Origin of the sequence: Clostridium algoriphilum (genome assembly GCF_020443705.1) — a bacterium.
In the GTDB taxonomy this organism is placed as follows: Bacteria; Bacillota; Clostridia; order Clostridiales; family Clostridiaceae; genus Clostridium_AD; species Clostridium_AD algoriphilum.
Window position 1 is genome coordinate 1 of the sequence record NZ_JAIZZK010000038.1, and the last position, 21,733, is coordinate 21,733.

At 30.5% G+C, this 21,733-nt stretch carries 18 protein-coding genes and 1 riboswitch; of the genes, 13 read left to right on the plus strand and 5 right to left on the minus strand.

Annotation, left to right across the window (positions count from 1 at the left end):
- Positions 1 to 7: 7 nt before the first annotated feature.
- From LGK95_RS18915 to LGK95_RS18930, 4 genes are all read left to right on the plus strand, one after another.
- Positions 8 to 169 carry a hypothetical protein gene (locus LGK95_RS18915; RefSeq protein WP_404814474.1) on the plus strand — a complete coding sequence of 54 codons (162 nt, stop codon included), beginning with the start codon at positions 8 to 10 and terminating at the stop codon, positions 167 to 169.
- Between the two features lie 58 nt (positions 170 to 227).
- Positions 228 to 1,646, plus strand: coding sequence for a glycoside-pentoside-hexuronide (GPH):cation symporter (locus LGK95_RS18920; RefSeq protein WP_226126473.1), 1,419 nt, complete (start codon positions 228 to 230; stop codon positions 1,644 to 1,646).
- 172 nt (positions 1,647 to 1,818) lie between these two features.
- Positions 1,819 to 2,835 carry a LacI family DNA-binding transcriptional regulator gene (locus tag LGK95_RS18925; RefSeq protein ID WP_226126474.1) on the plus strand — a complete coding sequence of 339 codons (1,017 nt, stop codon included), beginning with the start codon at positions 1,819 to 1,821 and terminating at the stop codon, positions 2,833 to 2,835.
- Between the two features lie 189 nt (positions 2,836 to 3,024).
- A complete protein-coding gene (locus LGK95_RS18930; RefSeq protein ID WP_226126475.1) occupies positions 3,025 to 3,171 on the plus strand; it encodes an LDCC motif putative metal-binding protein in 147 nt (48 codons plus the stop codon).
- Between the two features lie 258 nt (positions 3,172 to 3,429).
- On the opposite strand, the gene LGK95_RS18935 is transcribed toward LGK95_RS18930, so the two are convergent.
- Complete coding sequence (locus LGK95_RS18935) at positions 3,430 to 4,017, minus strand: HD domain-containing protein (protein ID WP_226126476.1); 588 nt, start codon at positions 4,015 to 4,017, stop codon at positions 3,430 to 3,432.
- Between the two features lie 87 nt (positions 4,018 to 4,104).
- A complete protein-coding gene (locus LGK95_RS18940; protein WP_226126477.1) occupies positions 4,105 to 5,607 on the minus strand; it encodes a Ppx/GppA phosphatase family protein in 1,503 nt (500 codons plus the stop codon).
- Positions 5,608 to 5,824: 217 nt separating this feature from the next.
- Between LGK95_RS18940 and LGK95_RS18945 the strand changes: the two genes are divergently transcribed.
- From LGK95_RS18945 to LGK95_RS18970, 6 genes are all read left to right on the plus strand, one after another.
- Positions 5,825 to 7,366 (plus strand): Ppx/GppA phosphatase family protein, encoded by a 1,542-nt coding sequence (locus LGK95_RS18945; RefSeq protein ID WP_226126478.1) that lies wholly within the window; start codon positions 5,825 to 5,827, stop codon positions 7,364 to 7,366.
- Positions 7,367 to 7,381: 15 nt separating this feature from the next.
- Entirely contained in the window at positions 7,382 to 9,517 is a 2,136-nt protein-coding gene (locus LGK95_RS18950; RefSeq protein WP_226126479.1) for an RNA degradosome polyphosphate kinase, read from the plus strand.
- Positions 9,518 to 9,707: 190 nt separating this feature from the next.
- Positions 9,708 to 10,319, plus strand: a complete 612-nt coding sequence (locus tag LGK95_RS18955) for a zinc dependent phospholipase C family protein (protein WP_226126480.1) — start codon at positions 9,708 to 9,710, stop codon at positions 10,317 to 10,319.
- A 348-nt stretch (positions 10,320 to 10,667) separates the two neighbouring features.
- On the plus strand, positions 10,668 to 11,657 hold the full coding sequence (locus LGK95_RS18960) for a DUF4041 domain-containing protein (protein ID WP_226126481.1): 990 nt from the start codon (positions 10,668 to 10,670) through the stop codon (positions 11,655 to 11,657).
- 135 nt (positions 11,658 to 11,792) lie between these two features.
- The gene (locus LGK95_RS18965) at positions 11,793 to 12,032 is read left to right on the plus strand and encodes a CDGSH iron-sulfur domain-containing protein (protein ID WP_226126482.1); all 240 of its coding nucleotides are present in this window, start codon (positions 11,793 to 11,795) and stop codon (positions 12,030 to 12,032) included.
- A gap of 157 nt (positions 12,033 to 12,189) precedes the next feature.
- Positions 12,190 to 14,262 carry a penicillin-binding transpeptidase domain-containing protein gene (locus tag LGK95_RS18970; protein ID WP_226126483.1) on the plus strand — a complete coding sequence of 691 codons (2,073 nt, stop codon included), beginning with the start codon at positions 12,190 to 12,192 and terminating at the stop codon, positions 14,260 to 14,262.
- A 94-nt stretch (positions 14,263 to 14,356) separates the two neighbouring features.
- Here LGK95_RS18970 and LGK95_RS18975 read toward each other — a convergent pair whose 3' ends face one another.
- Positions 14,357 to 15,535, minus strand: coding sequence for a trans-sulfuration enzyme family protein (locus LGK95_RS18975; RefSeq protein WP_226126484.1), 1,179 nt, complete (start codon positions 15,533 to 15,535; stop codon positions 14,357 to 14,359).
- A 166-nt stretch (positions 15,536 to 15,701) separates the two neighbouring features.
- A riboswitch (SAM riboswitch) is annotated at positions 15,702 to 15,812 on the plus strand.
- 153 nt (positions 15,813 to 15,965) lie between these two features.
- Between LGK95_RS18975 and LGK95_RS18980 the strand changes: the two genes are divergently transcribed.
- The gene (locus LGK95_RS18980; protein WP_226126495.1) at positions 15,966 to 17,252 is read left to right on the plus strand and encodes an O-acetylhomoserine aminocarboxypropyltransferase/cysteine synthase family protein; all 1,287 of its coding nucleotides are present in this window, start codon (positions 15,966 to 15,968) and stop codon (positions 17,250 to 17,252) included.
- A 270-nt stretch (positions 17,253 to 17,522) separates the two neighbouring features.
- Positions 17,523 to 18,362 carry an ATP-dependent sacrificial sulfur transferase LarE gene (gene larE, locus LGK95_RS18985; protein WP_226126485.1) on the plus strand — a complete coding sequence of 280 codons (840 nt, stop codon included), beginning with the start codon at positions 17,523 to 17,525 and terminating at the stop codon, positions 18,360 to 18,362.
- A 54-nt stretch (positions 18,363 to 18,416) separates the two neighbouring features.
- Here larE and larA read toward each other — a convergent pair whose 3' ends face one another.
- On the minus strand, positions 18,417 to 19,715 hold the full coding sequence (gene larA, locus LGK95_RS18990; protein ID WP_226126486.1) for a nickel-dependent lactate racemase: 1,299 nt from the start codon (positions 19,713 to 19,715) through the stop codon (positions 18,417 to 18,419).
- 298 nt (positions 19,716 to 20,013) lie between these two features.
- Here larA and LGK95_RS18995 point away from each other — a divergent pair, with 298 nt between their 5' ends.
- On the plus strand, positions 20,014 to 20,946 hold the full coding sequence (locus LGK95_RS18995; RefSeq protein ID WP_226126487.1) for an AEC family transporter: 933 nt from the start codon (positions 20,014 to 20,016) through the stop codon (positions 20,944 to 20,946).
- 42 nt (positions 20,947 to 20,988) lie between these two features.
- Here the strand turns inward: LGK95_RS18995 and LGK95_RS22720 are convergent, their stop codons facing one another.
- Positions 20,989 to 21,714: a tetratricopeptide repeat protein gene (locus tag LGK95_RS22720; RefSeq protein ID WP_226126488.1), complete on the minus strand. Its 726-nt coding sequence runs from the start codon at positions 21,712 to 21,714 to the stop codon at positions 20,989 to 20,991.
- Positions 21,715 to 21,733: the final 19 nt, after the last annotated feature.

The window sequence follows — 21,733 nt, forward strand, 5'->3', positions numbered from 1 at the left end:
GGCAAGGATGACAGGTGCAGGTTTCGGAGGATGTGCAATTGCAGTAGTTGAAAAGGATAAAGTAGATTTATTTACGAGTAGAGTAAAAAGAGAATATACAAAGAGAATTGGATACGAACCAACATTTTATTCCACAGGAATTGGTGAAGGGGTTCATAGAGTAGAATAATTGTAGTCTATGAAAAACTAATTTATTAGACTATCCAATATACAAGGAGGAAATAAAAATGAAACAAGGAAAAATGAAACAAAGATTTGCATTTGCAGCAGGTGCATTCGGCCATGATATTTTTTACGCAACATTATCAACATATTTCATGATTTTTGTTACAAAATCTATGTTTGCAGGAGCTCCAAAGGAAACTCAGATGAAAATGATAGGGTTAGTTACCTCATTAGTTGTAGGTATCAGACTAGTCGAAATTGTCTTTGATCCAATTATTGGTAGCGTTATAGACAACACTAAAACTAGATGGGGAAAATTCCGTCCATGGCTTTGTATTGGTGGAACAATCAGTGCAATTTGTTTAGCAATGCTATTTACTAACTTCTTTGGACTAGCCACAAGTAACCAAACTTTATTTACAATTCTATTTATCATTGTTTTCATCATTTTAGACTGTTCTTATTCATTTAAAGATATAGCATTTTGGTCAATAATCCCTGCACTTAGTGAAGATTCGAGAGAACGTGGGAAATTAGCAACATTCGGCCGTTTCGCTTCATCATTAGGGGCAAACGGAACAACATTGGCAGTAATTCCTATAGTTTCATTCTTTACCTTAGTAGTTACTGGTCACTCTGGTCAAGGAGCTAGCGGATGGTTCGCTTTTGGTTTAATAGCTGCATTAATCTATGGTGTTACAAGTTGGATTGTAGCTCTTGGCACAAAAGAACAAGAAAGTGTTTTACGTCAACAAAAAGGAAAAACTTCACTTAAAGATGTCTTTACTGCAATTACTAAAAACGACCAATTAATGTGGTTGGCACTAGCATATATTTTATTTGCTGTTGGTTACACAGCTACAACAGCCGTATTAATGCTTTACTTCCAATACGTAATCGGTAACATATCAGCTTTTTCAATTGTAGGCATTGTAGCTGCAATTACTGGCATTGTATCTGTTCCACTTTACCCAATTATCACTAAATATATTTCGAGAAAATACGTTTACATAATTGGCATTTTATTAATGGTAATTGGATATTTGATACTTTCCATAGTATCACCAAGTTCAATAGCAGTTATTATTATAGGTTTAGTATTCTTCTATTTTCCATACCAATTAATTTTTCTAGCAGTGTTGATGACAATCAGTGACTCAGTTGAATATGGACAATGGAAAAATGGAGTTCGTAATGAAGCAGTAACTTTATCTCTTCGTCCATTATTAGATAAACTCGCAGGTGCTTTATCTAATGGAATCGTAGGTTTCATATCAGTAACGTGTGGTATGATTGGAGATGCACAAGCACGTGATATAACATCTCAAGGTATTGTAACATTTAAAATGTATGCTTTCTATTTGCCAGCAGCATTAATGATTATCTCCGGTGTTATCTTCTTATTCAAAATTAAATTAACAGAAAAGAAACACGCTGAAATAGTAAAAGAATTAGAAGCATCATTAGCAAAAGAAAACTAATTTAAGTTAATAATTAAAGCATTATTAATACTAGAAAGCTGCCTCAAGACAAAAAAATTGAGGTAGCTTTCTCTTTACAAATTTTAATTTAAATAGTAATATTTTTATATATGAGTAATTAGTTAATTTAATATAATATGTGCAAATTTTCTGACTTTATAGGGAGGCAAAAATGAAAGTTAATATAAGAGATGTTGCAAGAGAAGCTAGTGTTTCTATGAGTACAGTATCCAGGGTTATTAATAAAAACTATCCTGTTAAAGAGGAAACTAAAATTAGAGTTGAAGCAGCTGTAAAAAAATTAAATTTTAGTCCTAATACATTAGCAAGATCGTTAATTAGCCAGAATACAAAAACAATTGGTATTTTAGTTCCAGGCATAAATAATTTTTTCTTTCCAACTGTAATTAAAGCTATAGAACATGAACTTAGAATGAATGGTTATTCAATTTATCTTTGTGATACTGATGACAATGCATCAGAAGAAATAAAGTATATAAAATCGCTTATGGGTAGGCAGGTAGATGGTATTATAGTTATTGATCCTAAAACGGAAAATATGAAAAATGGATTTTACGAAACAGTGGGCAAGGATATACCTCTTGTATCAATCAACGGATATAATACCAACATTAATTGTAATTTTGTACTTAATGATGAGGCAAGTGGTGCAAGAAAGGCCATGGAATATCTTTTGGAACTTGGTCATGAAAATATAATATTTGTAAGAGGAAAAGAAAGTTATTCGTACGATATAAAAGAAAAAGTATACAATGATTTTATGGAAGAAAATAATTTAATTGCTTATAAGAAAATTATAGATATTGGTGAAGGAAATAGTTATGATTGTGTTGATGGGACAATGAATATAATGAGTAAAGAATTAGAAAAATTGCAAGCACCTATTGCGGTATTTGCTTGTAACGATTTAATGGCTCTCGGGGTTTTAAATGCTTGCAAAATAATGAAATATGATGTGCCCAAGGATGTTTCAATAATTGGTTTTGACAATATTTGCATATCGAACATAGTTGAGCCTAAAATTACAACAGTAGATCAAAATATGTATTTACTTGGAGAAAATGCTTCGAAAATGCTTTTGGACTTAATTAATAATGATAATCAGAAGGTTAGCAGAATTAAATTAAAAACACAACTAATTATTAGAAATAGTTGTGGTACTATTTGAAGATTGTAGACTAAGGCATTTGAATGAATTCTTCAAAAACACACACCTATTATGTGAGTGTTATAATATATTATGAAGATTAAATTATAGTAGTAAGTATAATTTAATCTTCATGCTGTCTTCATATAATAATGTTAAACTAAATATATATTCTATATTTATAGTAGATAATTTAAAGGGAGGTTACCAATGAGAAGTTTAAAACTGTGGTATAACAACTTTTTAAAAAAGATGGAAAAAGCCAACAAAGAAAGTTTTGGTGATAAAAAATTAGGCTGTTGTGGACTAAACTCTAAACAACAAAAAAATAAAGTTAATACAAACCCTAAAGTATAACTGCTTTAGGGTTTATTATTGTTTATACTTTAATTTTATTTACTACTTGAGCTATCCTTTAATTCTTCACTTGTAGTCGAGATCTTTTCCATATATGCTATAATATATATTAAATTAATGATAGTGTGCTATATCGAATTTTTATTAAAGAAGAAAAAAATAGTCTTGTAAGTCAAAAGTTATTAGCCTGTATATAGTTTTTACATAAAAAAATCAAAGATTAACTTGAAAGGCACCTACTTAGAAAGTAGGTGCCTTTTATGAGCAGTCCATGTTTATTGGTATATTATATATTTCTGTGAACAAGGAGGACCTTTTTTTGAACTTTTTTATTATTAGGTCACAAGCATCTCCTTTTATATTAATATTTAAAGTACCGTCTTTCATTTCAACCCTTTTGAGTAGAACACGAAGATTATGTTTATGATCAAGTGAATCTGCAATTCTAAGTAGAGATATTAATTTTATCAAAATGACCTTTTCCTTATATGAATAAGAATGTATGCAATCATCAATATATTTTCCATGACCACTTGCAACAAGGGCTAAGTTATTTCTAAGATTTTTTGGGATATTATCCAAAATGGGTTCCTTTAAGATAATATATTTAGTATGTCGATGATGGTTTTCCTTATTAATAAAATAGCCTATGTCATGGAGAATGGAGCTATAATGAAGGAGAGTTCTTTCTTCATCTTTAAGTTCATAGTATGGACTTAGCGAATCAAATATACGCAATGCAAAACTTGAGACTTTCCTGCAATGAGTTCCTATATCAAAGACATTATATTTATCTAAAACTTTAAAAAGCTGTGCTTCGTTTAAATAATTTGCAATATTAAGCATGTCATCCTCCCTTATATATAAGGTCCTTTATTCAGGTAATTTAAACCCTATTAATTATATGTAAAGGAAATGTATAACATGCTTATATTATTTAATAACTAATTTTTTATTATATATTTTTTCAAACGATGAAGAACAGTCTACAGCTGCACTTATTTCTAATAGTGGGTCTGCTTTTGAATCAACAGATATAGTGACAGTGTCTAGTTCTATGCTACAACTAACCATTTTAATATTCCCATTTAGACATTTATCTAAACTCTCACAAATACGCAATAATATGCTTAATTTATCTATAATTTCTAAATCTTGTTTAGTTATAAGATTTTGGTATAATTTTAAGTCTATTTTAAATTCATTTTTCCTATGAAGTGCTGCTATGTATGATGCCATTAGTTGTTCTTTATGAGTAAGTCCATTAATTTTAGAGTTTGCAATCATGTAAGATGAATGCTTATGGTGGTCAAAATAACTTATTAAAATTCCTATATCGTGAAGCATAGCTGCTGTTTTTAAAATTTTATAAGGATTAATTGATATATTAGTAATTGTATTAAGTTCATTATACAAAGTTTTGGTTAACATCCATACATGGCATGGATGTTTAAGGTTGATTTTATAATTAAGTAATTGATTTTCAAGCGAAAAATTGAGCACATCGGTTAAAGGTATCTTGCTATTAAAGATATATTCATATATTAATCCATCGCGAAGCCCACTTCCACTAACGTGGAGCTCTTTTATATTTAGATACTCAATTAATGTTACTAAAGCAGCAGATGCACCAACAAAAATATCAGCTCGTTCTTTTGAAAGTCCCTTAAGTTTTTTTCTCTGAGAAGAATTTTTAAGCTTAACTCCATCGTAAATTAAGACTACTTCATTTGCCGGAATTATATAATTATGGAGATTATCTATAGGGTAATTAGTTTTTTTCTGATGAAGTTTACCAATATTTCTTATAGTACCTCCAATTCCAATAATAGGTACATTCTTAACTTCTTTTAACCAAGGAATATCTTTATATAGTGTAATTAGAAATTCTTTAATGGCAGTTTCACTTTTATCGCTCATAGCTTTTAAAAGTGAAAATTTTTCTGTAAGGTTTATGGCACCAAAAGGTAAACTTATAGAGTATTTTAATTTTCTGTTTTTAACTAAGATAAGTTCTGAACTACTTCCACCAATATCCATTATAATTGCATCAGAAAAATCCATGCTATTAATAGCTCCAAAATAATCATAATAAGCTTCTTCTATACCAGTCAAAACTCGTATATCAATAGAAAGTTCTGATTTAATTCTGCTTAAAAATTCTAATTGGTTTGTTGCTCTGCGGACAGCTTCTGTAGCAACAGCTAAAATTTGCGTTGCATTCTGAATAATACATAACCGTTTAAAGAAAGATAAAGTATATATAGCTTTATTAATTCTAAAATCATTTAAACCTCCATCAGGACTCATATCTTTACCAAGGCGGACGCTTTCTTTTATTTCATCTGTTACACTAAAAGAATTATCTTTATTTATTTGAACTATTACTAGACGTATTGAATTTGAACCTATGTCAATAATTCCTATTTTTTTCATCAGTAGTCTCCTTTGAAAAGTGATTTTAACGAATATATAACTATAATAGTTAATGTTTATGATATTTGCAAGTGCTAATATATATGACAATCTTATAGAAATATCATGTCATCGTTAAGATTTGGTTAAATAAAATACATATTATTGTATAAAAACAAACATTATTTAAGATAATATATGTATATATGTTAACTTTAATACACAAAGGGGAGTTTTTATGGGTAGCGTAAGAGCATGGAAGATAATTGCGGCTATAGACGTAGGTGCTAACTATTTAAGAATGACCATTGGGGAGATAAATACGCAGGGGGAAATAAAGACTTTAGAAGATTTGGTAAAGCCCACCAAAATAGGTAAAGACACATTTTCATCTAAAAGAATTTCCGTTCAGACAATACATGACACATGTGACGATCTAAAAGGTTTTATAAGGCTTATGAGGGATTATAAAATTAAGTTTTATAGAGCTGTAGCAACCAGTGGTATTAGAGAAGCTGAGAACAAGCAATATGTGTTAGAACAAATAAGACTCAGAACAGGGTTAAATATAAAATCAGTAAACATTGCAGAAGAACAGTTTTTTATGTTAAAGGCTGTAAGCAACCATTTAAATTTATTAGGAAGTAAGAAATCAGAGCAATCTTTAATTGTTAATATTACATCAGGTGCAGTTGAGACAGCAATATATCAGGATGGTAAGTTAAAATTTACTGAGCACGTTAAGGTTGGATCTCTAAGAATAAAAGAAGCATTATCGAATTTAGAAACAAAAACAATTGAATTTTCAGAGACTATGGAGCAATACATAGAGAGTAAAATATATGTACTGAAACCTCAGATTAAAAAATTTGAGATTAATCGCTTTTTAGGAATAGGTGGAGAGTTAAATACAATTTGTGGGATTATAAGGAAAAAGAAAGGTTTTAGTAAGAAAGACTACTATATTAAAAAAGAAGAGTTGATATCTCTAACAAAAGAAATAAGTAATATGGATAATTTTCAAATTAAAACTATGTTCGGTCTTTCCAATCAAACAGCAGAACTTTTGCTTCCTTCAATATTAATTTTTTATTGCTTCCTTAAAATGACTAAGTCAGAGGGAATTCAGATTCCTAAATTATCACTAAGGCAAGGAATTTTATATGATTTATCAGATGAAATATTAAATATACCACGAAAAGAAGAATTGATAAATGATATAATTAGCTCTGTTTGGTATATAGGTGAAAAATATCAAATTGATAAAGAACATGCTACCTTTGTTGAAAAGTTTTCACTTGAGATTTTTGACCATACTAAGAGATTGCATAAGCTAGGAGACAGGGAAAGAATTTACTTGCAGGTAGCAGCAATACTTCATGATGTGGGTGGATTTATAAGTGCTAACAATCATAATTATCATTCTTATAACGTAATAAGAGCTCAAAGTATTATTGGGTTCTCAGATATAGAAATTGGACTGATAGCAAGTGCAGCTAGATACCATTCAGAGAATATTCCTACAGAAGCACATAAAAATTATAGATATTTAAGTGATGAAAATAAAATGGTTGTTTCTACATTAGCTGCGATATTAAAGCTTTCAGAAGCTTTAGATGTATCCCATATGCAGAAGATAAAAGAAATAAAATTAATAGGAACTAAGGATAACTTGTTTTTCAATTTAAAATCAGATAATGATCTTCTTCTAGAAGAATGGAATTTTTTAAAACATGTTGATTTTTTTGAAGAGGTAATTGGTGTAAAACCAATAATATAAAGGGGAGAGAAAAGGATGACCATTAATTCATTGCCTAAATATTTTATTAGTAGAGAATTAAGCTGGATTCAGTTTAATGAACGTGTACTTGAAGAAGCACAGGATACAAGTAATCCATTGTTTGAAAGGCTAAAATTCGCTGCTATTGTAAGCTCAAATTTAGATGAATTCTTTATGGTAAGAGTTGGTTCGTTATCAGATCAAATTACGGCTAAATTTGATAAAAAAGACTCATCTGGACTTACTCCAATTGAGCAAATGAAGCAAATAGGAATAATGGTACATAGACTAGTTTATGATCAATTTAATTGTTACAATCGCTCATTAAAAAAAGGTCTTAAGAAAGAGAAAGTTAAATTTTTAAAAATAGGTGATTTAAATGAAAAGCAAATCAACTACATTGAAAATTATTATTCTAAAAATATTTTTCCGGTGTTAACACCAATGGTTGTTAACCAAAGTAGTCCTTTCCCACTGATATCCAATAAAAGTTTAAATATTGCAGTTCTACTTAAGGATAACAATGAGGAAAATATATTTGCGACAATAAAGGCTCCTTCTGTCTTTGATAGGCTTGTAAAAGTTCCAGATAGTGACGGAATAGCTTTTATGTTTTTAGAAGATATTATTAAAATGCATTTAGGTTCTCTTTTTAGCGGACATGAAATAATAGATGCAAGCTGTTATCGCATTACCAGAAATGCAGATATGGCATTAGACGAGGAAGGCGCAGAAGATTTACTAGAAGCAATTGAAGAATCCTTAAAACAGCGTAAATGGGGTAAGGCTGTACGTCTTGAAATAGAAAAGGGTATGAATAGTAAGTTACTTGGAACTCTTGAAAGGGAGCTTGAAATATCAAAAGAGCAGGAGTATGTAATAAATGGCCAAATAGATTTAACTTTCCTAATGAAGATGGGAAGAATTAAGGGCTATGAAAAATTAGTATATAAGCCTATAAAACCACAGTTTCCAAAACAATTTTCTAAACATAATAGTATATTTGAAGCAATTGCAGAGAAGGATATTTTACTGCATCATCCATACGAATCATTCCAACCAATTGTTGAGTTGGTTGAGCAAGCAGCTATCGATCCTAATGTTCTTGCAATAAAACATACATTATACCGTGTAAGTGGGAAATCACCAATAATACAAGCTTTAGTAAAAGCAGCAGAAATGGGGAAACAAGTTACAGTATTGGTGGAATTAAAGGCAAGATTTGATGAGAGCAATAATATTCTTTGGGCAAAGAGATTAGAAGAATCAGGATGTCATGTTATTTATGGTCTTGTTGGGTTAAAAACTCATTGTAAGATATTACTTGTAGTTCGACGTGAAGAAGATGGAATTAAGCGTTATGTTCATATGGGGACAGGGAACTACAATGATGTTACGGCTAAGCTTTATACAGATATAGGCTTATTTACAGTGAATCCTTATTTCGGAGCAGATGCATCAGCCCTATTTAATATGCTATCGGGAAATAGTAAGCCAACATCCTTATATAAATTTAGTCTTGCTCCATTGCAGCTAAGAGATAGATTTTTGCAAATGATACTTGAGGAAGCTGAAAATGCTAAGAAGGGTAAAGAAGCGAGAATTGTTGCAAAAGTGAATTCCTTAGTTGATATGGAAATTATTGAAGCATTATTTGAAGCTTCAACTGCAGGAGTTAAAATTGATTTAATAGTACGTGGTATTTGTTGTTTTAAACCGGGGATACCAGGCTTAAGTGAAAATATTTCTGTAAGGAGTATTGTAGGAAGATTTTTAGAACATAGCCGTATTTTTTATTTTTATAACGATGGACAGGAGGGAATTTATTTATCAAGTGCAGATTGGATGACTAGAAATTTGGATAGGAGAGTAGAACTTTTATTTCCAATTGAGGATAAAAAAGCAAGAAACAGAATAAAGGAAATCTTAGAGGTATCTTTATTAGATACAGAGAAAGCTAGAATATTAAATAAGGATGGAATTTATACAAGGGTTGATCGAAGAGGTAAAGAACAAATCAATAGTCAGGAAGCATTTTATGATTATGTAATTGGAGATGACGAAGGAATTAAAGAAAAATTTCATCACATGAAAGAGGAGTGGGCAGAAAACGGATTTTCACCAAGAGTATCTGAAATCATTAATAATTAAATAACTTAATACAATGAATTCACTTATAGTACTTTTAATAAACGAAAGAATAAGATGGACAAAAACCAACAAATTTGGTGATAATATGTATATACTTTATCATTAACTAAAAAATAACCAAATCTTAACCTAATCTAAATTACAATTACATGATTTTGGAATAATATATAGTTATAGGAGGTGTAATACTATGATAGTTGATAGCCACTTAGTCATGTCCCAAATTTTATATAAAAACATAACAAATCAGATGGATTTTAAATTAGACAGGTTAGCATTTACGTATGGTAATATAAAACCGGATTTTAGTAATAAAGATATTAAGCGTTCTCACACATTAGATGAGAGCTTAGAAAGTATTAATTTATATTCAAAAAAATTAATGAGTAAAAGCATATCAGTGAAAGACTTCTCAAGGTCTTTAGGGGTCATCTGTCATTTTGCTTGCGACTATTTTTGTTTATATCACAGAGAAGGTAATGAAAAGAAAGGTGCATATGAACATCTGGTATATGAGATACATCTACATGTAAAATTACTAACACTTCTTTTAAGAGGTAAGATTAAGCTTAATAATCAAGACGTATTACAAAATAATGTAGAATTTATAGCTTTGAATATACAAAATAAATACAACTTAGAACCAAAAAGTTTAACGAAAGACATAACATATGCATTGTCTAGTGCTTATCAAATTTCTAAGCTAATAGTTTGTTTAAGTCAATTTCATTTTCAGCAAAATGATATTAATATTAGAAAAAAATATGGATTAAACCAACTAAATGTAAAGAGTCAATCATAGGCATAACCTATATTTACAGTATGAACTGAATTTCATTCAAATTATTTATTACTATAATATGGGCTTAATTGCCATGAAAAATACCTTTATTACTCATATTATAATTATTTAATTAATTATTATAAATATCAAGATTTAATAGTACATAATGTATAAAAAATAAATCATATGCTTAATATAGATATTATTTCCAATATTTTAGTTCATTAAGAAAATGATTTGTTATGATTAAATAGCTTATTAATTAGATACATAATTATTAGGCTATTTTTCGACCCATTAGTATATTTGTGAGTGAATTATTTATGGTATAATGTAAATTAGTAAAGAAATAAGGAGGGTTTTTCAATGGCAATACTTACGTCTATTAAGGATGCTTTAAACGCTAAGCAATATAAATCTGAGATTGAAAAATTAATCGAGGAAAATAAAAATTTAAAATATATAAAATTAACTCCAACTCAAATGGGAATGAGCCAAATTTTATCTAGAACCAAAGAACTTCAAGCGGAATTAGAGGGGTATTCTAATTTAATTGAAACGAAAACAAAAGATATAAAAGAGCTTAAAATAGAATATAATAACCAAGCTGTCTATCAGTCTAGAGAATTTGAACAGAAATCAGATGAATATGATAATTTAATAGAATTAAAAAGTAAAGAGCTCGAAGATAAATCTACAGAATATGATGAGTTCATTGATAAGAAAAGTAAAGAATATGAGGACTTAATTGGACTAAAAGCTGATGAACTTAAAAACAAGTCTAGTGAATTTGGAATTTTAATTGAGACTAAAACAAAATCTATTGAAGAACTTAATATAGAATATAATAATGTAAAAACATGTGTAGATAGCTTGAAATCGCAAATAGTGACCTTAGACACTGATGTTTTAATGCAAAGTTTTGGAATTTCTAAACCTAAATATAACTTAATGAGTTCAGAGAAATCATCAAAAAAGCTACAAGAAATAAGAGAAAAGCAAATGCAGATGATTAAATCTAAAGAAGCTATAGAATATAAGAAATGGATAATTAATGGGAGTGTTGAAGAAGGTAATAGAGTCGTAAATGATATGACAGAGGATATGATTAAACTAGTCCTTAGAATTTTCAATGATGAGTGTGACTCAATAATTGACAAGGTTAAATATAGTAATGTAGAAGTAATAGAAAATATAATTAAAAAGTTTTTTGAGGATTTAAATAAGCTTGGGAATATAACACAAGTTAAAATATCTTCTAAGTACTTTAATACTAAATTAGAAGAACTTTACCTTTTTTATGAATATAAATTAAAAAGACAGGAAGAAAAAGAAGAACAAAACAAAACGACGTAATAATATTATTTTCATAAATTTAGGCTGTTGATGATAGAAATCAATGGTCTATTTTTATGTGTTAAAGAGTAGACTTAACCGAATGGAGATATAAATATTTAAAATTTAGAAAAGAAATTAAGAGGAGTGTTATGTATGGAAGAACCTAAAATTAGTCAAAAATCACCTATTGCTGTTGATGTTAAAAAAGGAGAAACTTATTACTGGTGTTCATGTGGGAGAAGCGCTAAACAACCATTTTGTGATGGATCGCATAAAGGAACCACTTTTAAACCAGTAAAATTTACTGCTGAAAAAGACGAAACGACTTATTTATGTGCATGCAAGCATACAAAAAATCCTCCATTCTGTGATGGGACACATAAAGGTCTTTAATATATAAAGGACAGTAACATTGCGCTTAAAAGTCTATGCTGAATGCATAGACTTTTATTTTATGACTATAAACTATGTAATATATTATAGCTTTTGCGTTTTATGACTATTTAACTAAAGGTTTCAAGTGCTATAATAAGTAAGGGGTGATGAAAATATGTCGAAAAAATACTTGAAAGTGACTCTTTTTACAATGCTCGGTATTATATTAATATTAGCAGGAGCATATATGTTTACCATTTATACAAAAGTAGATAGTGCAAGTAAAACCTTTGATACATATAAGAACAAGTGGGTAAAGCGAGATTTTAAAACAATGTATAGCATGCTTTCAGTTAAAACTAAGGAAAAAATAACTGAAAAACAATTTATAGATAAATACAATGCTATATATAAGGGAATAGAAGCAGAAAACATGTCTATTAAGGTTGAGAACGAAGATAAAATAAAGGACGGCACAAAAAAAACTCTAAACATACCATTTTCAATATTAATGAATACTGCTGCAGGGCAATTGAAAACAACGGGTTACCAGGCAACTATGGTAAAGGAAAAGGTTAATAGTAAGAAGCAGTGGACAATAGTTTGGGATGAAAAAATGATATTCCCTAGCATGAAAGTTGGAGATAAGGTTAAGGTAACTTCGCAGCCAGCTATACGTGGAGAGATCTATGATAAGGCTAAAAAACCACTTGCAAAAAATGATTCAGTTGTCACCCTCGGAATAAATCTTAAAGATTTTGTGAAAAGTAAAGACACTAATATAATACAGATGGCTAAAATTTTAGATATAAAGGCTTCGATTATAGAAGATAAAATAAAGGAAAATACAAATCCTGATGAGTTTATACCAGTTATTAATATACTAGGTACCGAAAAAGTAAAAATAGCTGCAGTTATGGAGATTGATGGAGTAATCCACATGATAACTAAAGGTAGAATATATCCAGGTGGGGAGGCCTTCGGGTCGTTAATTGGTTATATTGCACCCATAACTGCTGAGGAATTAGAAAAAATGAAGGGGAAAGGCTATAGCTCATCTAGTTTAATAGGTAAGGCAGGACTTGAACAAGTCTATGAAAAAAGGCTCAAGGGAGAAAATGGAGCAACAATTTATATATCAAGGCAAAAGGATGGAATGGAAATTCAAAAGGATACAATTCTAAAGAAGAATTCTAAAGCTGGAGAAAATATAACACTATCAGTAGATACAGAGCTTCAAAAGAATATATATAAAGGAATGAACAAAGAACCAGGGGCTTCGGCTGCAATAAATCCCAAAACAGGAGAAGTATTGGCTTTAGTAAGTTCGCCATCATATGATTCCAATGCATATACAACTTATAAATCTAATACTCAGATAGCAGAATGGAAAAATGCCAAAGAACCATTTAAAAATAGATTCAAGGCTACATATTCTCCAGGGTCTACATTTAAATTGATAACAGCTGCGGTTGGGTTAGAGCAAGGAAAGATAAAACCTGAAGAACTTGTAAACATAACGGGTAAAGAGTGGCAATTAAACAAATCCTGGGGAACTAGTATGGTTACTAGAGTCAGTGATGAGGTAAAGTCAGTTAATTTACAGAATGCATTTGTATATTCCGATAACATATACTTTGCAAAAGCAGCACTTAATATAGGGAAGAATGAGTTTATAAAAGGCTCAAATAATTTTGGAATAGGAGAAAAACTTCCTTTAGATTATCCAATAGCAATATCACAAATAGCTAATAACAGTAAGATTAAAAATGATGTCGCATTAGCAGATACTGGTTACGGTCAAGGAGAAGTCCTTATGAGTCCACTCCAGATTGCGCTATCTTATAGCGCCGTTGTTAATGATGGGAATATTATGTCTCCAACATTCGAGAATTTCAATGAGAAGGTAACATCTAAGATATGGAAGGCAAATGTGATTTCAACAAATAATGTAAAAACTTTAAAAGATGATCTTACGCAAGTTATAGAAAATCCGAAAGGGACCGGTCATGAGGCAAAAATTAGTGGCGTAAATCTTGCAGGTAAAACAGGAACAGCAGAACTAAAAAAGAATGCCAAAGATACTACAGCAGAGGAAAATGGTTGGTTTATTTGTATGGATACAGACAATCCTAAAATAGTAGTATCAATGCTGATGGAAAATGTTAAAACTAAAGGTGGAAGTCACCATGTGGTACCTATCGTAAAAGGAGTCATAGAAAACTACTTAAATAAGGCTCCAAAATAGCATTAAAGCGTAATTTAAAAGACTAGCAATTGCCTCCAAGGAGATTGCTAGTCTTTTTAGAGTTATGATAAAAATAGTTTTATTATCAAGAGTATTATAACCCACATTTTTTAAGCGACTGTTTTATATCATCTATAATATCATTAGGATCCTCTAAACCAACACTAAATCTTAGATGTCCATTTTCAAATTCCTTTGGATAAAAATGATTACGCTCATCAGTTGGTCCAGTATAAACTATAAGGCTTTCGTCATGCCCTATAGAAACGGCTGAAATTATAAGCTCTAGGAAATTTACAAATTTATTATGAGTTGAAACGTCTGCATGAAGACCAAAGGAAATGACTCCTGAGAATGCACTCATTTGTTTTTTGGCTATTTCGTGTTGCGGATGACTCATAAGACCAGGGTATGCAACAAAACTTACTGATGGGTTTGATTCAAGAAACTCAGCTATTTTTAATGCACTTTTGCTATGTTGCTCCATTCGTAAGGGGAGTGTTACGGCACCTCGCATTATTAGCCACGCATTAAAGGGACTTATGGCTCCTCCCATGTTTACCATAGCTTGGAGTTTTATTTTGTCTATTAAATCTTTGTTCCCAATTACCGCTCCGCCCATAGCATCTCCATGACCATTAATATATTTTGTAAGGCTATGAATAACTAAATCGGCCCCTAAAGACAATGGTTGTTGAAGATAAGGCGTTGCGAAAGTACTATCTACGCTTAAAAGTACACCAGCTTCCTTAGCTACTTTTGCTATTTCTTGTATATCGCTTATTCTAGTAGTTGGATTTCCAGGTGTCTCAATATGTATAAGTTTTGTGTTTGGTCTTATAGCTTTTTTGATTTCCTGTAAATTTGAAGTATCTACAAGACTCACCTCAATACCATATTTATCTGGAAAATATTCATGAAGTAGTCTGTAGACAGCTACATAAGAAACGTTTGTACATATTATATGTGAATCTGATTTTAGAAAAGTGAAAAATACTCCTGCGAGTGCGGCTACACCTGTAGCTAAAACTACACAATCCTCTCCACCTTCTAAAATAGCTAGTTTCTCCTGTAAATATCGTTGATTAGCAGAGGTGGTTCTAGTATATATTAATTCATCTGTTCCACTCCAATTGAGTTTAGATGCGTCATCTGGAAGCCTGTAACTGTTTGCCATAGTCAATGGTCTTCTTATAGCACCTGTTTCTTTGTCAATATCATTACCTCCATGAACACAATTAGTTATAAATTTTTGATGCTTTTTATTAGTCACTGCAATTCCTCCTTCACCAGTATGATTAATATTTTTTAATTAATAAGAGTATAAATCTATTAAGACGGTGTGTCAATATTTTAAAATTTCAAATAACTTAATCTTCTGAAAAAAGTATTGACAATTACTTTTAATATCAATATACTAATTAATAACAACTGAATACAACTTATCCAGAGTGGCAGAGGGACTGGTCCGATGAAGCCCGACAACCAGCATTCTTAGCAGAACGCAGTGGTGTCAATTCCTGCAGATTGTAAAATCTGAAAGATAAGGATGTTAGCAAATTTTATGATGCAATTATATTGCTTATTAAAGTTAACCATTGCTGCTTCCTTATAGGGAGCAGCTTTTTTTTTCAATAAATAAAGGCGGTCATTTTTAGTGTATATAAATAAATATTCAAAATAATTAGTAAAAAGGAGAAATTATTATGAGTGATAGAAAATTAAGCTTCGAAACATTACAAGTGCATGCGGGACAGGTACCTGACCCTACTACAGGATCAAGAGCAGTTCCAATATATCAAACTTCATCTTTTGTGTTTAAAAATGCAGATCATGCAGCAAATTTATTTCAATTAAAGGAACCTGGGAATGTTTACGCGAGGATAATGAACCCCACTACAGATGTTTTTGAAAAAAGGGTAGCGGCTCTTGAAGGTGGCGTTGCAGGCCTTGCTACAGCTTCAGGGATGTCGGCAATATTTTATGCAATACTTAATGTAGCAAATTCAGGTGATGACATAGTAGCTGCAAGTACATTATATGGTGGTACTTATGAATTATTTAATGTGACTCTTAGGAAACTTGGTATTAACGTAATATTCGTTGACCCAGATGATCCTGAAAACTTTAGCAAAGCTATAACTGACAAAACAAAAGCACTTTATGGCGAGACAATAGGAAATCCAAAAATAAATGTTTTAGATATAGAAGCAGTTGCGAATATTGCGCACGAAAATAAAATACCACTTATTATTGACAGTACATTTGCAACTCCTTTCCTATGTCGTCCAATTGAATATGGCGCTGACGTCGTTATTCATTCAGCAACGAAATTCATAGGAGGACATGGAACTACTATAGGTGGGATTATAGTTGATGGTGGCAAATTTGATTGGGCAGCAAGTGGTAAATTTCCTGATTTTACTACACCTGACAAAAGCTATAATGGACTTGTATATGCTGATTTAGGCGCTCCAGCTTTTGCTTTAAAGGCTAGAGTGCAACTCCTTCGAAACACAGGTGCAACACTTAGCCCTCAGAGTGCATTCTTATTTATTCAGGGTCTAGAATCATTATCCTTAAGAGTTGAGAGACATGTATATAACGCTAGGAAAGTAGTTGAATTTTTAAGCAAGCATCCAAAGGTTTCATGGATAAATTATCCTGAACTTGAAGAGAGTAAATATAATGAATTGTCTAAAAAATACTTGCCAAAGGGAGCAGGATCAATATTTACCTTTGGAATAAAGGGTGGACTTGAAGCTGGAAAAAAATTCATTAATAGTGTACAATTATTTTCACTACTTGCAAATGTTGCAGACGCAAAATCACTTGTGATCCATCCATCAAGCACAACTCACGCAGAACTTAACGAAGAGGAGCAGAAAGCTGCCGGAGTTAGTACAGATTTAATAAGACTTTCAATTGGCGTTGAAGGAATTGATGATATTATATACGATTTGAAGCAGGCACTTGATAAGACGATATAATTAACTAATGCTTAAATTAAATATATTTTCAATAAACACAATAGAAGAAACTGGTGTTATTAGACTAATACATATGGAATAGACTGTTTTAAAAGTCAATTCTATAGATTATAGTTTAATATAACTAGTTTTTTTTAGGCTTAATATTCTTATAATTATTATTTATTATTTTGATATTTGAACATATTATTATATTCAAAAGTTAAATATTATGTTACATTAAATGTAGTCAAATATTATGATAGTGTTATATGACAAGGAGGATAAATTATGGAATTAGATTTAAAGTTTCAAAATTTAAAAAATATACTTAAAAATTTAAAAAGTGTAGCAATAGCATATTCAGGTGGCGTTGATAGCACATTTCTTTTGAAGGTAGCATCTGATGTTCTGGGAGATAAAGTTATAGCGATTACTGCGAAATCATCAACGTATCCAGAAAGAGAATTTAAGGAAGCTGTTAAATATATTGGAGAAATTGGGGCAAAACATATAGTAATAATTTCTGAGGAACTAGAAATTGAAGGCTTCGCTAAAAATCCTGTTAATAGATGTTATTTTTGTAAAAAAGAACTTTTCTCTAAAATTAGAAAAGTCGCTGATGATAATAATATTAACGCAGTTTTAGATGGGTCTAATCTTGATGATACATCCGATTACAGACCAGGACTTAAGGCAGCTAAAGAATTAGAAGTTATTAGCCCATTAAAGGATGCTGGTTTTACAAAAAATGATATTAGAGAAATGTCAAAAATACTAGGGGTACCAACATGGAATAAGCCAGCATTTGCATGTCTATCTTCACGATTTCCATACGGTAATGAGATAACGGTTGAAAAATTAAGTATGGTTGAACGAGCGGAACAGTTTTTATTAGATATAGGGTTTAGACAGATAAGGGTAAGACATCACGGAGATATAGCAAGAGTTGAGGTTAACGCTGAGGAAAGAAGTAAGTTTTTTGACGTTGAAATTATGGATAAGGTAGGAAACGAATTAAAAAATATTGGCTTTAAATATGTAACGCTTGATTTGTTAGGATATAGGACTGGAAGCATGAATGAAGTGTTAAGTGAAGCAGAAAAGAATTCAGTAAAAGCCCTTGATTAAAATCAAGAGCTTTACTTTTTAAACTTGTTGTTTAAAATGGAAATAATACTTAGTTTATTTATTAGTTACAAGTTTTGGCAATGTATTTGCTCCATGGGGCATTATATATGTTGTTAAATTTTTACCTTTTTCTTTGTAAACTAAATTTAAAGCTTCATCTATTGTTCTAACTGCTTTGATTTCAGTATATTTGAAAAATTTAGGATCTAGTGTTGATACCAGAATAACATTAAAAGTTTGAGCAGTTTCACAGGTAAGACATGCTATATGTTTTGAGATGCTATAGCATTTTCTTAATGATTTTTCTCTTTCAATCATAGTAGTGTAGTCTACAAGTATAGATCTAAAATCATCAGTACCTCCAAGGCCCTCATTACAGTCTGCTATTGCTATGATTGTACCTCCATCTTTTACGGCTTCTCTTGAGTTGAAAAAAAGTTTCGATGATTGATAAAAATTAATATCTTTAGGATAACCGCCTGAGGTTGCTATTACTAAATCTGCTTTTGCTGTTATATTTACGCTGTCAGACTTATCAATATATTTTCTTCCTTGCTCATGTGCTTTAAGGTAATCACCAGCAAATGCTGCAGATATTTTACCATTGCTATCCATAATTACATTAAACATAAAACTTGGATTTACAAGGGCAGCAGCTTCCAACATATCTAAATGTACGGGGTTATTGGTTATATTCCCGCATCTAATTTCAGTACGAGTTCCACTCCCTAAATCTTGATTAAGTGAGAGTCCGTGATTTGACATTATTGTTTCATAGGAAGCAATACCAGGCAAAATTGACTTCTTTCCACCGGACCATCCAACTAGAAAATGATATACTATTCCTCCAGTAATTACAATATGGTCACAGTTCATTGCTTTCTTATTAATAGTTACCTCTGTACCGAAACTTGTGTTACCTAAATACATAAGGTTGTCTTTATCATTACAATCATGATCAATTATTTTAAATTTTCCGTAAAGCTTATCACCCAATAATTGCTTGTATTCATCCTCAGTTTGACCCCTATGTGAACCAGTAGCACTTATGAACAATATATCTTCTGCCTTTATTCCTGCTCCTAAAAGTTCATCAACGATGAAAGGAAGGTACAAAGATGGCTTTTGCCACATCCTAGTAACATCAGATATAACAATACAAATTGTTTCACCAACATTAACTATTTCCTTAAGTTTTGGACTTGATATAGGATTTTGTAAGGCTTCTTTTATTACCTTTTCTTCAGTTTTAGAAATTGTTGAAGGTTTATTATCAATTATACCAATAATATCTTTTTCCTTAATAGAAAACTTAATAGTGCCTCTTCCTTGTTTCAATTCAAATTCTCTCATGATTTTTCCTCCCATATAACTCTTTCTATATATTAAACATTATATATTAAATTATGTCAATGTATGTACTAGTTAAAATGCCCATAAGAAAAAGTTTTTACGATTATTTTATGAGTAATTTAATTAGGATTCATTTTGATAAAAAAACAGGTTGGATTATAGGAGGTACTAAATCGGCTTTACATACTAAAATATAAGGCGAGCAGGCTACAGTTATAGCCATATTAAATACGTAATTGTTTATGTGAGTGGAATATGGTAGAATTATTAACATAATAGAATTCGAGGGAGATTTTGTATGTCTTTTGCAGCAGATCAAAGTATATTAAGTATAATGATAATGATTATGATAGGGTATTTTTTAGCGTATAGAAAATTACTTGATGAAAAGGCGATTAAGTTGATAACAATCATAGTCATCAACATTTCACTTCCAATGATGATGCTTAATACAATTATGAATAATTTTACAAAACAAAAGCTTATAGATGATTCAAGTGGATTAGTAGTTCCTTTTTTAACAATAGGTATCTGCTTTGTTATTGGAAAGATAGTTGCTAAGCTTGCAAAAGTTAAAATAAGTAGGCGTGGACTATTTGTGTCTATGTTCTTTAATTCAAATACTATATTTATGGGGCTTCCAGTTAATCTGGAGTTATTTGGAGAAAAAAGTGTGCCTTATGTATTACTATATTATATTGCTAATACTACATTTTTTTGGACTTTAGGAGTATATGAAATAACCAAAGATGGGAATAAGAGCACAATAAATTTTTTTTCAATAGACTTTATAAAAAAAATATTATCCCCTCCTTTAATGGGGTTTCTTGTTGGAATGGTCTTAGTGTTATTAAATATTAAATTGCCATCATTTATTATGAATACGAGTAAGAACTTGGGAAATCTTACAACTCCTTTATCAATGTTCTTTATAGGTGCATCCATTTACTACGTCAATTTAAAATTAGTAAAATTTAGCTTAGATATAGTTTTGGTATTAATAGGTAGATTTGCAATATCACCAGTAATTGTAATTCTGGTCGTAAATTTGTTTCCTATACCAGATCTTATGCGTTCTGTTTTTATTATACAATCAGCTATGCCTGTAATGGCAAACACTGCAATAATTGCAAAGGCATATGAATCCGATTATAACTTTGCATCGTTAATGATAGCAATTTCAACTATAGGCACTCTGCTAGTAATACCAATCCTCATGGCAGTATTATAAGAAAGCATCCAATATATATAAAATATTGGATGCTTTTGTTTATTAATTATCTGCATTAAAAATTAATTTTTTAAATTCAGTGTACTTATGTACATTATTAAAGTCATCCTCAGTTTTAGCAACATTTTTAATGTTGGGGTTAATATCAATAGCTAATTTTAAATATTTTATAGCATTATTAATATCACCTTTTCTTCCATAGATACTAGCTATTCCATAATAACTCCATACAAACTTTTCTACTTCTAAATCTTTTTTATACCATTTAATAGCTTCGTCATAATTACCAAATAATTCGTTAGCTAAAGCTTTATTAAACATTCCATAACCGTAGTTAGGTTTAAGCTTTAAGGCATGATTAATTTGTTCCATACCTTTATTAAAGTTACCGCTGTACGCTAATGCAATTCCTTCTACAGTATATGCTTTGTAAAAATTAGGGTCTTCTTTTATGACTTGTCTTTCAGTTGCAATAGCTTGTTTATATTCTTGTTTAAAGAATTGATCATATCCTGTTTTCCACATTTTTTCTAGTTCTTCTTGTTTGTTTTTAGTTAGTTGCTGGTTTTTACTTTGTGTATCAGTTACTTTCTGCCTTTTTATTTCTTTCTTTTTATAAGAACTTGTTTCGGTTTTATTATTTGTCGAAATAACTTTACTATTATTTAGATTACTATTCTTTAGTAAGGCATTAAATGCTATCCCAATACCAATAGCAGATATAACAGCAAAAGTTAAAGCAGCTAAATTTAGTGATTTTGATTTCACATTTTTCACCCATTTCTTT

Coding starts and splice junctions, on each gene's coding strand:
- LGK95_RS18935 (WP_226126476.1), bottom strand. CDS start 4,017: ATGCTTAATATTGCAAATTATTTAAACGAAGCACAGCTTTTTAAAGTT.
- LGK95_RS18955 (WP_226126480.1), top strand. CDS start 9,708: ATGATAGTTGATAGCCACTTAGTCATGTCCCAAATTTTATATAAAAAC.
- larA (WP_226126486.1), bottom strand. CDS start 19,715: ATGAGAGAATTTGAATTGAAACAAGGAAGAGGCACTATTAAGTTTTCT.
- LGK95_RS18970 (WP_226126483.1), top strand. CDS start 12,190: ATGTCGAAAAAATACTTGAAAGTGACTCTTTTTACAATGCTCGGTATT.
- LGK95_RS18950 (WP_226126479.1), top strand. CDS start 7,382: ATGACCATTAATTCATTGCCTAAATATTTTATTAGTAGAGAATTAAGC.
- LGK95_RS18925 (WP_226126474.1), top strand. CDS start 1,819: ATGAAAGTTAATATAAGAGATGTTGCAAGAGAAGCTAGTGTTTCTATG.
- LGK95_RS18995 (WP_226126487.1), top strand. CDS start 20,014: ATGTCTTTTGCAGCAGATCAAAGTATATTAAGTATAATGATAATGATT.
- larE (WP_226126485.1), top strand. CDS start 17,523: ATGGAATTAGATTTAAAGTTTCAAAATTTAAAAAATATACTTAAAAAT.
- LGK95_RS18920 (WP_226126473.1), top strand. CDS start 228: ATGAAACAAGGAAAAATGAAACAAAGATTTGCATTTGCAGCAGGTGCA.
- LGK95_RS18915 (WP_404814474.1), top strand. CDS start 8: ATGACAGGTGCAGGTTTCGGAGGATGTGCAATTGCAGTAGTTGAAAAG.
- LGK95_RS18960 (WP_226126481.1), top strand. CDS start 10,668: ATGGCAATACTTACGTCTATTAAGGATGCTTTAAACGCTAAGCAATAT.
- LGK95_RS18965 (WP_226126482.1), top strand. CDS start 11,793: ATGGAAGAACCTAAAATTAGTCAAAAATCACCTATTGCTGTTGATGTT.
- LGK95_RS18940 (WP_226126477.1), bottom strand. CDS start 5,607: ATGAAAAAAATAGGAATTATTGACATAGGTTCAAATTCAATACGTCTA.
- LGK95_RS18930 (WP_226126475.1), top strand. CDS start 3,025: ATGAGAAGTTTAAAACTGTGGTATAACAACTTTTTAAAAAAGATGGAA.
- LGK95_RS18945 (WP_226126478.1), top strand. CDS start 5,825: ATGGGTAGCGTAAGAGCATGGAAGATAATTGCGGCTATAGACGTAGGT.